Here is a 13,273-nt window from a genome sequence, read left to right on the forward strand (position 1 = left end):
TTTAAAAGTAATCACTAACTATTATCTGAAGGCTTTTTCTTCCCATATATTCATTAACTGACGGATAATAAGCCATGGACAATTTTACTTTATCTGAACGCCTTTTCATAAGATTTTCTTCAATCTCATATTGTCCGAATTTATCTTTTAAATATGTCATCATTTTCTCTACATTTCCAAAATATATGGCATCAAATATATATTTATCTTCCCTAACCTGCATTTTAATAACATTTCTGTTTTTTCCCATTATCCTCAAATTTAAAACAGATATATCTTTTCTGGCAAAAACAGGTTTTGTATTTCCTTTTCCAAATGGCTCAATTACAGACAGGTCATTTATAAGTTTTTCTGTGATGTAATCTAAAGGCATTGGCACATCTATTTGCAGTTTTTCAACAAAATCAGCTTCACCTAATTGACAATTGTCATTCATCTGCCTTCTAAACTCTTCAATATTTTCTTCTTTAATGGATAAGCCCGCTGCCATTGCATGACCACCAAATTTTTCAAATATATCCTGACATTTTATCATTTCATCAAACATATGAAAACTCTCAATGGAGCGGCCTGAGCCTTTTACGGCATCCTCTCCTTTTGATAGAATGAATGTAGGTCTATAATATTTTTCTCTGATTCTTCCGGCGACAATACCAATAATACTTTCGTGACAATCAGGCAGATATGCAATAATTACTTTATCATTATAATATTTGTGTTCTTCAATAATGGAAACAGCCTGCATAACCCCTTTTTCCGTCATTTCTTTTCGTCTGTCATTTAAGTTTTTTAATTCCAAAGCAATTTTCAATGCTTCTTCATAATCGTGGCACATAAATAATTTAAGTGCTAATTTAGCCGTGTACAACCTTCCACCGGCATTTAAGCATGGACCAATAACAAAACCAATATGATATGAGCTTATATTTTCCTTTGAAAGGCCTGTAACCTCTATTAATGCTTTCAACCCAATATTTATTGTTGATTTGATTTTGTCCATTCCTAATTTGGCAATAAGTCTGTTCTCTTTTTTTAGTTCAACAACATCACCAATTGTGGCTATAGCAGCCATTTCCAGATAATCATATTTCTGCCAGTCTTTTATTCCCTTTTTTTCAAGTAAAATCGTAACAAATTTCAAAGCTATGGAAGCTCCACACAATTCTTTAAAGGGATATGGACAATCTAATTGTTTTGCGTCAACTACAGCATCAGCCTCAGGGATTTTTTCTATCTTTTCTCCAGCGATTTCCTCATAAGGTACATCATGATGGTCTGTAACCACAATGGTCATTCCCAGCTCTTTTCCATACTTAATCTGTTCTCTGGCAGCAATACCATTGTCGCAGGTAATTATCGTATCTATTCCTTCGTCAAAAGCTTTTTGGATAAGAGATTCATTTATTCCATAACCGTCTTTTACCCTATCAGGAATATCATAATCCACTATACCTCCGACCTGCTTTATTCCATCCTGTAAAATATATGTTGAACAAACACCATCTATGTCATAGTCACCTATAACTCTTATCTTTTTTCCTTCATCTATTTTCCCAAGTATAATATCTGTAGCTTTATCAAGGTCTTTTAAATCCCTGGGATTATTTAAAAAAGAAATATTCATACTAAGATATTCTTCTATCTCATCATCATAAACATCCCTGTTTCGAATAACTCTGGCCACAACAGGGTCTATATTAAATTTTTTACCATTGGCATAAAAATCTGCGTATTTATTGGTAATAAACCATTTTTTCAAATTCATCTAACCTCAAATCATAAATATACACTTCTACTTCACTTAATTAATATCTGGTCTTTCACAGATACGTTTTGTATTGTATCAGACAAATGTTCGAATTGCAAGTTTTTTAGCGAATGTATGTTTTGTTTTTAATTACATAAAAAAGCGTGGCAGATTACAGCTACCACGCTTTAACCAAATCAATCTATTTTAGTGTATACCTTTTTTGCCTTTTCTTCCTCTTTTTTTAACTGCAAGCTCTGCATTTCTATTTTCAGGATTTTTTTCTTTGGCAAGTACCGGCTTTTCTTCATATAAATCATCGCCATTAACAACTGCTTCTGCTTTATTTTTCTTAGTTGAAGTTTTAACTGCAGTTGCAGCAAATTTAGCTCTGCTCTTAGCACCGAAAGTATACCACAAAGATGTAGTGATACAAACTGATGAATATGCACCACCAATTATTCCAATCATAAGAGGAGCAGCAAATTCTTTAACAGAAGTTACACCTAAAATGTATAAAACAAGAAGCATGATAAAGTCGGTTAAAGATGTATTTATACTTCTTGAAAGTGTCTGAGTAATACTTTCATTACAAAGGGTTTTAATATCATCACCTGGCTTTGTATATTTAAGTTTTTCTCTGACACGGTCAAAAATAACGATTGTAGCATTAATACTGTAACCTACTATTGTTAACATAACAGCAATAAATGTTGTACCTACTGAAGCTCTTGAAATTGAATAATATGCAAAAACGATAAGTACATCATGGAACAATGCCAAAACAGCACTGGAAGCAAACTTGATATCCTTAAATCTGAACCAGATATATAAAAGCATAAGAATTAAGGCTATAACAACTGAAACTATAGCATCACTTCTCATCTCGGAACTAATGGTTGAACTAATTGTTTCTGATTGAATAGAAGATTCTTCAACTTTAAATGTTTCAATAAGTTTCTTGTTTAAAGCTTCTCTTTCATCAAGACTAAGTGTTCTGGTCTTGATTATTACATCATTTGAATTTTGATCTTTTTGAATTTCGATATTATTATCATTTGTAACTTCAGAAACAACCGGTTTAACATCTGAATCAAGTTCATCTATTGTATACTTCTCGTTAAGAGAAACGGTAGTTGATGTACCACCTGCAAAGTCAAGACTGAAATTCAAAATAGAACCTGTACTTGATTTATTTACTCCTAAAAATGCAAGACCTGCAATACAGCATACAAGTGAAATTGCATAAAAAATCTTTCTTTTTCCAATAAAATCAAAGGTTTTAAATGGTTTATTAATTCCATACATTTTAGGATTTTTGAGTCCTAAAGCATGAAAGGCTTTAAGTAAAAATCTTGTTACAACCAATGCCGTAAACATTGATAAAATAACACCGATTGCAAGAGTCTGTGCAAACCCTTTAACAGTACCTGATCCCTTGATCTGAAGTACTATAGCAGCAATTAATGTTGTGATATTTCCGTCAAAAATCGCTGAAAAAGCCTTGCTGAATCCATTTTCCAGAGCAGTTTTAACACTTATTCCTTCTGTAAGTTCTTCTCTGATTCTGGCAAAGATAATAACATTAGCATCAACCGCCATACCAATTGATAATACGATACCTGCTATACCAGGCAGTGTTAATGTTACATTAAAGGCATTTAATGTAATTAAAATCATCGCTGTATATAAAACAAGTGCAATTGAAGCTACAACACCCGGTATTAAATAGTATACACACATAAATAATACAACAAGTGCCAAACCGATAGCTGCTGCCTTTAAACTGGTTTCTATTGCCTGTCCACCAAGTTTTGCTGCAACAACTCTTGAAGAAAGTTCTTCAAGTTCTACTTTTAAAGCACCGATTCTTATAGAAGATGCAAGCTCATCAGCCGCTTCATATGATTCCATTCCATCAATCTGTGCTTTTCCACCGCTAATGGCAGCCTGAACTTTAGGTGCACTTATAGTCTGATCATCGTAAACGATAGGCATGGATTTTCCAACATTTTTACTTGTTGCATCCGCAAATTTTTTAGCACCTTCATCAGTAAAAGTCAGCTCAACAATAAACTCTTTGTTGCCCATGTCATTTTTAATGCTTGCAGCCTGAGCATCTGCAATATCTGTTCCTTCGATTAAAATATTTCCATCTTCATCCTGGAATGTAAGAGAACCTGGTTTTCCTAAATCCTCAAGTATTGCATTTGCGTCTGTTACTCCCGGAATTTCTACTGTAATTCTGTCATTTCCCACCTGGTAAACTGAAGCTTCTGTACTATAATTTTCAACACGCTTTTCAAGTTTTCCTATGGTGTCACCCATTTCTTCATCACTTGGAGTATCCCCTACAGCCTGATAAGTAATACTTACTCCTCCTGCCAAATCAAGTCCAAGCTTGATATTTTTTGCAGCACCTGTACCGGTACTTCCCAAACCAAGGATACACACATAGCCCAAAAATCCAATTGCGATAAACGTAAAAAGGATTATGGCAATCCCCTTATTCTTTTTCATTTTTAAAAAATAGCTCCTTTCGTATTATATTAAATCTGCCTCTGCAGCTTTAAGCATAATTGCACACTCCACTCTCTTTTTCTGGAGTTCACATCCGATATCATACGAACCATTGATATCATTTGAAAAATTATATGAGTTAGCAGCACATCCACCACTACAATAAAATTTGGCAAAACAGTCTTTACAATTCTCTTTTGAATATACATTACAAAGTTTGAACTTATCCTGCAAATCTGTCCTTTTAATACCATCAAAAACATTTCCCAAAAGAAAATCTTCATTTCCCACAAACTGATGACACGGATAAAAGTCTCCCCAAGGGGTCACAGCAAGATAAGAAGTTCCAGAACCACATCCAGACAATCTTTTTGCAACACATGGACCGCCTTCTAAATCAATCATAAAATGAAAGAAATTAAAGTCTTTTCCGTTTTTCTTTCTTTCAAGCATTTCTTTTGCAAGAATGTCGTATTGCTCAAGTAATTCAGGCAAATCTTCACTTGTAATGGCATAATCCTCAGAAGGCGGTGCAACTACCGGTTCAACCGAGATTTGCTTAAAACCTAAATCTGCCATGTGAATTACATCTTTTGAAAAGTCTTTGTTAAAGTGAGTATAAGTGCCTCTGACATAATAATTAGTCTGATTTCGGCTTTCAGCCATCTTTTGGAATTTAGGAATAATCATTTCATAGCTTCCTTTTCCGTTTCTGAATGGCCTCATTTTATCGTGAACTTCTTTTCTTCCGTCTGTACTTAAAACAACATTTCCGCATTCTTTATTGACAAAATCCATAACTTCGTCATTTAAAAGAACACCATTTGTAGTCAGGGTGAATCTGAAATTTTTATTATATTCTTTTTCAATACTTCTTCCATATTCAACCAGCTTCTTTACTACATCAAAATTCATAAGCGGTTCTCCGCCAAAGAAATCCACTTCAAGATTTCGCCTGCTTCCTGAATTTTTAACAAGGTAGTCAAGAGCAGCTTTTCCCACTTCGAAGCTCATTAAAGCTCTACGACCGTGATATTCACCTTCTTCTGCAAAACAGTATTTGCAGGCAAGATTACAATCATGGGCAATATGAAGACACATTGCTTTTACAACAGGTTTGAAAGCCTTAAAACCATTCATATAGCTTTCATAATTATCCTCTGTAAACAACTGTCCTTCTTCTTTTAATTCCTTAACTTCATTATAAGATTCTCTTACAGCATCAGCTGTATATCTATCAGATAATTGTTCAACAATTTCATTAAGTGAATTCTTTTCAAACAAAGGGATAACATCAAATGCCACATCGTCTACCACGTGAATGCTTCCACTCTCCACATCCATAACGATTTTGTATCCATTGTTTTCAAACTGATGAACCAATTTATTCTCCTTTCAATACATACTTTTCTAAATTTTCAATCCCGAAAAGCATTTAATATAATTTATCCTAGTGTAATTAGTAAATTTTCTATCTCATTTTAGTAAAAATCTTCACTTATTTCTACTAAAAAAGAAAGACATCATCTTTCTTCTCACAAATGTAAGCAGCGGAGGGATTTTTCCGCTGCTTACTAAATTAATCATAATTAATATTAATCATAATCCCCAATTAAAGCTTCAAGAAAATTATTTATTATTTTCGCAGCTCTGGTTTCCAACTGTGCAAGATGTTTTACATGCTGACTGACAAGATGTCTGACATTCACCGCATCCGCCTTTTTTCATAGAACCCTTTAAATCTCTAGTAGAAAGAGTCTTAATATGCTTCATTATTCAAACCTCCTTCGTCTGAATTTGTGTGTTTATAAACCCACACTTTATTATTATAACACTTAGAAAATTACTTGTCTAGAATTTCCGCAATTCATCAGTTCCGTCATCATCAGTGTTTTGAATGGATTTAATAACAACATAATAACCAAAATCATCATTAACTTTTACATAAACCCTATCTCCCACTTTTTTGCCCTCAATCGCCTTTCCCAGGGGTGATTGGTTGCTAATAAGATTTTTCAGAGAATTTCCCCTTACAGTTGTAATTAGCTTGTAAGTTTCTATCTCATCATCATCTTCCATATATAATTCGACAGTATTGTTGATTCCCACAACATCATCTGCGGATTCATCTGAAATTATTTTTGCTGTTTTTATCATTTTTTCCAAATATCTAATTCTGCTCTCATTTTGATTTTTGAACTTTTTTGCAGCATGATATTCAAAATTTTCGCTAAGATCACCGTGAGCCCTTGCTTCCTTAACATCCTCTAAAGCCTGCTTTCTAACAACAAGTTTTCTGTGTTCTATTTCCTTTTCCATTCTTTCAATGTCTTTTTTTGTTAATTCGTCGTACATTTCTGCCTCCTTAAAATGCTGTATCTTAAACCAAGCCACAAATATGTGTATTTGACAATATTCCTATTAATTATTATATTTACATTGGGCAGGACAGACACCTGCCGTATTTACATATTAATAATATTATAAAAGAAGAAAACTATCATGTATAAAAATTTACGAATATTTTTTAAAATCTCAATTATCTTATTATTCATTATAATTGCCGGAATTATTTTTTTAAATGTTTTTTCGGAAGATCTTTCCATGGAAAAGCTTTTATTAAATGATGGCAATAATAATGATAAAGATGCAAATTACAAAATACTGGATATAGATAATATCAATATGGACAAGGGTTATCCTACAGGCTGCGAAAGTGCCAGTGCAGTCATGATTTTAAACTATTATGGTATTGATATTTCCATTGAAGATTTCATCAATAACTATCTTCCAAAAAAGGAACTGGAAACAGTGGATGGTGTTTTAACCGGTCCAAGTCCTGATGAATATTACATCGGAAATCCCTCAAGCACAAGCGGTTTTGGCTGTTATTCTCCTGTAATTGTCAAGGCTTTAAAGGACATTTTGCCTGAAAATATGGAAGCTATAAATCTTACCGGAACTGATGTTGATACACTAACAACCTATATTGATAATGATATTCCCGTTTTGCTGTGGGCTACCATTAATATGTCTGCCCCTGGTAACGGAAGCAGTTGGATTCTTACCGGTACCAATGTAAAATATACATGGAAAACAGGAGAACATTGTCTTGTTCTTATCGGCTACGACTCTGAAAATTTTTATTTTAATGATACTTATCAAGGCAGAGGTCTGGTTAAATATAATAAAGAGACTGTGAAAGCTGTTCATGAAGCTATGGGTTCACAGTCTGTAATAATCAAAAAAAAGAATTAAGGAAGTTTTATATATATTTTATCAATTCTTTTGTTATCCATTTTTCTGATAATAAAAAGTATTCCCTCGCTGTTTCTGAAATTCTCACCTTCCACCGGCAAATGCTCCATTTGTTCTAAAAGGTAGCCTGCCATGGAATCATATGCTTTACTGAAAATCGAAATTTCTGTTTCCTCATTGAAGTCATCAATTTTTGTGGTGCCTTTTACAATATACTCTTTTGGGGATATCTTATGAATCTCCTCTTCTTCGTACTCATCGTATTCATCTTTGATTTCTCCCACAATTTCCTCTAATAAATCTTCTAATGTCACCATTCCTGCAGTTATTCCAAATTCATCCAATACAATGGCAGCTGAATTTGAAGAGTTTTTCATCTCCATAAATAACTCTGCAGTATTTTTAAGCTCATAGGTATAAAAAGGCTCTCTTAAAATATCTTTTACTTTAAAATCCGCAAAATCACCATATAAAATAAGATCTTTAACATTAATAAAACCAATTACATTATCTGTACTTTCTTTGTAAACCGGATACCTGGTAAACATGTTTTTCCTATAGATTTCAATAAGCTCGTCGTAGCTACTGTCAATATTTACAAAAGTAAGGTTTATCCTTGGAACCATAACATCCTTCGCTTTGGAGTCGCCAAAATCAAAAACATTAGTTATCATATCATATTCGCTGTTTTCGATAATTCCCTCTTCATTGCTGACTCCTACAATGGTTCTTAGTTCACTTTCGGTTATCTTTCCCTGATTTTCGTCACTTTTAATTCCAAATACTGCCATGGTAAACTTTGAAAGCATTTCAATGACAAATATCACCGGAACCATTATCTTCATTAACATATAAATAATCGGGGCATAAAACAAAGACATCTTTTCAGCATTAATGCTTGCAATGGTTTTAGGTGTAATCTCAGAAAATTCAACAATTATAAAAGTAAGAATTCCTGTTGCAATACCTACTCCCTGACTTCCAAAAAGCTCAAGAGCCACTGTTGTGGTAAGTGCTGATGCTGAAAGATTTACTATATTGTTAAATATTAAAATGGTACTTAACATATGTGAAGAATTATCTTTTATTTTGGCTACAATAGCCGCTTTCTTGTTTCCTTCATCTACCAAAAGACGAATTCGTACCATGTTAACTGTTGTTAAAGCTGTTTCAGCTGAAGAAAAAAAAGCCGAAAGTAAAATCAAAATTACTAAAAAAATTATTGAAACTAACGTGTGAAACCCTCTCCTTCAAAAATGACAAGTATAAAAATTACTATAACTCTTTTTAAATTCCCTGTAAAGCTAATATATTTTTTAAAATTAAGAATTTCTTCAATATTTATTTAATATTTACACACTTTATGCTAATTGAATAATCACTCTATATATATTATAATTATCTTTGGTTCGGCAAATGAAGCGTGACCTTTTATAATTACCGAAGAGATGGGAAGAAAGAGAATGTATTACTTTATCGTTAATCCAAATTCATGTTCAAAAAAAGGTGGAAAAATCTGGGCAGAAATAGAAAAAAAGCTTAAAGAAGATAATATACAATATAAGTTGTTTATGACAAACCACAGATACCATGCCACTGAAATCATCAAAAGTTTAACTTTGGAAGCTAAGCCAAAGATTATTGTTGTAGTAGGTGGAGATGGAACCATAAATGAAGTGATTAATGGGATTATTAATGTTAAAAGTGTAACATTAGGTTATATTCCTGCCGGTTCAAGCAATGATTTAGCAAGATATTTGAAACTTCCCAGAGAACCTCTTGAGGCATTAAACCTTATTCTTAACCCAAAATATTTTACTTTACTTGATATTGGAAGGGTTTCATACGGTACCAGCAGCAGGCGTTTTCTCGTCAGCTGTGGAATAGGCTTAGATGCCGGAGTTTGTCACGAAGCACTGGATTCCGAATTAAAAACAAGACTTAATAAATTTAATCTTGGAAGTCTTACATATGCCGGTATTGCAATTAAACAACTTATCAAATGTAATCCTTCAAAAGGAATTGTGATTTTGGATGACAGTAAACGCTTAAATTTTGACAACGTTTATTTTACAACTATTCTTAACTCTCCTTACGAAGGTGGAGGATTTAAGCTTTGTCCAAAGGCAAGACCTGATGATAGTTATCTGGATGTTATAGTAGTTGACAATATAATTAAGCTAAAAATGCTTATGCTTTTTCCTATAGCGCATTTTGGATTACATACAAAAATAAAAGGAGTTCATATATACAGATGTAAATCTGCCGAAATACATCTTTCAAAAAAATCACCTGTTCATACAGATGGTGAATCCTGCTTTCTTCAAAACAGGATAAGTGCTTTGGCAGAAGAAGAACAAATCAGATTCATTACAAACACTTCCTTTTAAAGACTATGGAGGACAAAAATGACTTTAAAATCATTAGCAATGAAATACAAACATGCATGGCTTTTGTTATACTATCCAATTTATCTGATATGGTTTTTTTATCTGGAAAAAACCGTTGTATGGCATTTTAATATTGTGCATGTTGAATTAGATGACATGATTCCGTTTTGTGAGTATTTTATAGTACCTTATCTGTTATGGTTTTTATATAATGCTTGCGGAATACTCGTACTTTTCTATAAAGATGTTAAAAATTATAATCTACTAATGTACTATTTAATTATTGGTATGACTGTGTTCTTAATTGTTTCAACAATTTATCCAAATGGTCATTATTTAAGACCGACACGTTTTGAACACAATAATATTTTTACTTTTCTTGTTAAAAATTTGTATGCTACAGATACAGCCACTAATTTATTTCCGAGTATTCATGTATATAATTCCATCGGAATTCATATTGCTCTCATGAAAAGTAATGTAACAAATGATAAAAAATGGATTACTATTCCATCCTTTGTATTAATGATTTCTATTATTTTGTCAACAATGTTTTTAAAACAGCATTCAGTATTTGATGTCGTTACAGGATTATTGTTAGCAGCTTTTGTATATATATTGGTATACAAAGAAGTTTTATCATCAGTTAAAAATCATTTCGTTAGTGCCCATGCACCGAAAAACAGAGCAAAAGTCAGAATGAAAAACAAGGCAAAATAAAAGCTGTTGCATTAAGGATTAATCAATTAATCTTTAGTGCACAGCTTTTTAATTTTAGAATTAGTTAAAGCCTATGAATTTTTGTGCTAATTTGTAGACTCCTATGGCAATTTTTCTCCCGCCTTTTCCCGGCATATTTACTCCTCTTCCAAGTAAAGAGAAATATCTCATTCTTTTATATAGCCACAAATCTTTTTGTTTTATGGATTTCCATAATTCTTTCTTTCTCTTAAGATTTTCATCTGTTCCTGATTTTATCAATAATATAGATGATATCACAGTTATGATTTCAAGATAGCTTAACATATATTTTCTCAATTTTTTGTCTTTAATTGTTTTTAAATCATATGAATTTATCATAATTTGATTTACTTTTAACTGCTGATCTATCCTTTTTATCATTATTTCTTCGTTTACAGACTGGTCTTCTCTTCCAATGTAATATCTGTAAAAATTAACATCAATATAATACATGGATTTTACAAAAGGTAAAGGATTATAAACAAAAATATTATCCACATAAAAGGTATGTTTCGGTAATTTAAGCCCTGAATCTCTTAACATTTTTGTTCTGTACATAACTGAGTGCATAAGTATATATTGATCTTTTTTTAGATGTTTTATCTTATCCCAGCTAAAAATCTCTTCTGTAGGGAAAGCATTACTATATTTTATTACCTTTTTATGCTTTACACCCTGCTTTTCATAGACATAATTGCTTATTATCATGTCTACTATGGATTTTTCATTAACCATTCTTTCAATTTCTGAAAGTATTTTCTTATAGGATTCATGGTCAACCCAATCATCACTGTCTACCACTTTAAAAAAGAGTCCAGTGGCATTTTTTAAACCGGTATTTACAGCCTCACCATGACCTCCGTTTTTTTGGTGAACAACTTTTATAATTCCCGGATATTTTTTTTCATATTCATCTGCTATACTCGCAGTATTATCTTTCGATCCATCATCAACTATGATAATTTCAACTTCGTCCTCTCCGGGTAAAAGCGAATTAATACAATTTTTCATATAAGCTTCTGAGTTATAACACGGAACGGCTATACTTAAAAGTTTCATTTTTTTCCTCCTGATAGGGTAAGCACCCTTTTATTTTTTATGATTATTTCATCTAATCATAAGCTAAAAAGCATCCGCTTTTTAAAATTACATCCCAAATACATCAAGATTAGTAACTAATACTACAATAACATATTTTAACTGCTCTATCAGTTGTTTAATAGTATCTTCATCTTTTCTTAAGATAAAATTCCATTGATGATTTTTAACCCCCATATAATCCAGGAAAAATTCTGATAGATTTCTGGTGGATCTTATACCTTCTGCCCACTCTAACATGTTCCAACGCATTTGATCCAAAATATGTACGTAACTTTCCGACCAGATAACAACGGAACTGTTACCGTTATAAGAATTTAAAACCTTTTCGAAATTTACAATATCAATATCTTTCACTCTATTTTTAACAGCGTCGTCATTTCTTGATGATTCACTGGAATTTTCTGAATTATTTGTAAGGAACAATTCTTTATGTTCATTATAATATTCCCAAAGTGCCCCCATGGTTATTCCATATCTTTTAGTTCTCACAAGCAATTTATGTTGTCTTGCAGCACCACAATCCGTATGTTTATTTAAGGCTTCTTTAACCGCATCTTTAACAACATTTCCTATCATTTCACCTAATTTGGAATGTTCTCCTGCATCAGTTAAGACATTTTTCGATTCCAAGTCAGATATAATAATGGTTCCATCTGTTCCTGAACCGGTTGCAAGTCCCACTGAATAATTGCTACCTATAAAAAGTTCCTCTACAGCAATTGTTTTAGCCTCTGTAGCAGTTACAAGACATCTTGCCATTGCTCCCGGCGGCAATGCCGCATTTATATGTAGCATAATATTTATTGTGCCAGGTTTTATGAAAAAATACTCTCCGTTTTTTTCATAATAGGACGCAGGATCTCCTACCCTTACTGCGTTAGTATCAATCCCCCCTGTTACCACAGCCGTTAACTCTAAATCTTCATATTTAACGGTCCTAATTGACGCTCTCTCCATCCAGGCTGCTGTACTTAAACCGGTAGATACTTTTTCATCTATTTCTAAGTCTCTGGCATTTCTGGCCAGTTCTTTTTCATAGCTTTCTTCGTGAAGCTCACAGCTTCTTTCATCAGCCATGCAATTATAATTAAAAGCATAGCTTAAATCATCTCTTATTCCTCCATTAAAAACCGATGTACTAAGAACCCGTCTTTTTCCATTGAATGAAATAATTATGCCTTTATAAAATCTTGTTATTTTATCCCTGTTTTGAAGCTCTTTTAATAAAATTCCCATATAACCCTCCTGTTTTCTCAATAATCATATCAAGACATGCCCATATCCCAAAATGTTTTTAAAATTATAACGGGTTTATTTTTAAAACCGCCCTATATTTTCTTTTGAACCTACAGCATTAATTGCAGGTCGTTCAGAAAAATTCTGTTTTATAATTAAAATGCAGTAATAAAACAAAGCTGATTCCATGAGCACAAAAAGAGAAAACCCTAAACTGCATGACAGAATTAGGGTTTTCATCAGTATGTATTTTACATACATTAATTCTCATCTAATAATT

Annotated in this window: 11 protein-coding genes; 3 read left to right on the plus strand and 8 right to left on the minus strand. The window is 32.5% G+C overall.

The window, feature by feature from the left end:
* Nucleotide 1 precedes the first annotated feature (1 nt).
* The 5 genes from recJ to BM153_RS01910 form a co-directional block, all read right to left on the minus strand.
* The gene (gene recJ / locus BM153_RS01890; RefSeq protein ID WP_092870367.1) at nt 2-1,759 is read right to left on the minus strand and encodes a single-stranded-DNA-specific exonuclease RecJ; all 1,758 of its coding nucleotides are present in this window, start codon (nt 1,757-1,759) and stop codon (nt 2-4) included.
* A 195-nt stretch (nt 1,760-1,954) separates the two neighbouring features.
* Nucleotides 1,955-4,267: a protein translocase subunit SecD gene (gene secD, locus BM153_RS01895; RefSeq protein ID WP_092870187.1), complete on the minus strand. Its 2,313-nt coding sequence runs from the start codon at nt 4,265-4,267 to the stop codon at nt 1,955-1,957.
* A gap of 24 nt (nt 4,268-4,291) precedes the next feature.
* On the minus strand, nt 4,292-5,650 hold the full coding sequence (gene scfB, locus BM153_RS01900; RefSeq protein ID WP_092870189.1) for a thioether cross-link-forming SCIFF peptide maturase: 1,359 nt from the start codon (nt 5,648-5,650) through the stop codon (nt 4,292-4,294).
* Nucleotides 5,651-5,896: 246 nt separating this feature from the next.
* Nucleotides 5,897-6,040 carry a six-cysteine ranthipeptide SCIFF gene (gene scfA, locus BM153_RS01905; RefSeq protein ID WP_092870191.1) on the minus strand — a complete coding sequence of 48 codons (144 nt, stop codon included), beginning with the start codon at nt 6,038-6,040 and terminating at the stop codon, nt 5,897-5,899.
* Nucleotides 6,041-6,118: 78 nt separating this feature from the next.
* Nucleotides 6,119-6,622 carry a GreA/GreB family elongation factor gene (locus tag BM153_RS01910; protein ID WP_092870193.1) on the minus strand — a complete coding sequence of 168 codons (504 nt, stop codon included), beginning with the start codon at nt 6,620-6,622 and terminating at the stop codon, nt 6,119-6,121.
* Between the two features lie 249 nt (nt 6,623-6,871).
* Between BM153_RS01910 and BM153_RS01915 the strand changes: the two genes are divergently transcribed.
* On the plus strand, nt 6,872-7,525 hold the full coding sequence (locus tag BM153_RS01915; protein ID WP_177205533.1) for a C39 family peptidase: 654 nt from the start codon (nt 6,872-6,874) through the stop codon (nt 7,523-7,525).
* Here BM153_RS01915 and BM153_RS01920 read toward each other — a convergent pair.
* Nucleotides 7,522-8,730: an HlyC/CorC family transporter gene (locus BM153_RS01920; protein ID WP_330391973.1), complete on the minus strand. Its 1,209-nt coding sequence runs from the start codon at nt 8,728-8,730 to the stop codon at nt 7,522-7,524. The two genes, BM153_RS01915 and BM153_RS01920, sit on opposite strands and share 4 nt — an antisense overlap.
* A 258-nt stretch (nt 8,731-8,988) precedes the next feature.
* On the opposite strand from BM153_RS01920, the gene BM153_RS01925 reads away from it, so the two are divergent.
* Both BM153_RS01925 and BM153_RS01930 read left to right on the plus strand, forming a co-directional pair.
* On the plus strand, nt 8,989-9,915 hold the full coding sequence (locus tag BM153_RS01925; protein ID WP_092870197.1) for a diacylglycerol/lipid kinase family protein: 927 nt from the start codon (nt 8,989-8,991) through the stop codon (nt 9,913-9,915).
* An 18-nt stretch (nt 9,916-9,933) separates the two neighbouring features.
* Entirely contained in the window at nt 9,934-10,635 is a 702-nt protein-coding gene (locus BM153_RS01930; RefSeq protein WP_092870199.1) for a phosphatase PAP2 family protein, read from the plus strand.
* A 60-nt stretch (nt 10,636-10,695) separates the two neighbouring features.
* Here the strand turns inward: BM153_RS01930 and BM153_RS01935 are convergent, their stop codons facing one another.
* Both BM153_RS01935 and BM153_RS01940 read right to left on the minus strand, forming a co-directional pair.
* Nucleotides 10,696-11,715, minus strand: a complete 1,020-nt coding sequence (locus BM153_RS01935) for a glycosyltransferase family 2 protein (RefSeq protein ID WP_092870201.1) — start codon at nt 11,713-11,715, stop codon at nt 10,696-10,698.
* A gap of 87 nt (nt 11,716-11,802) precedes the next feature.
* On the minus strand, nt 11,803-12,993 hold the full coding sequence (locus BM153_RS01940) for an adenosylcobinamide amidohydrolase (RefSeq protein ID WP_092870203.1): 1,191 nt from the start codon (nt 12,991-12,993) through the stop codon (nt 11,803-11,805).
* Nucleotides 12,994-13,273 lie beyond the last annotated feature (280 nt).

Origin of the sequence: Acetitomaculum ruminis DSM 5522, assembly GCF_900112085.1 — a bacterium.
Lineage (GTDB): Bacteria > Bacillota > Clostridia > Lachnospirales > Lachnospiraceae > Acetitomaculum > Acetitomaculum ruminis.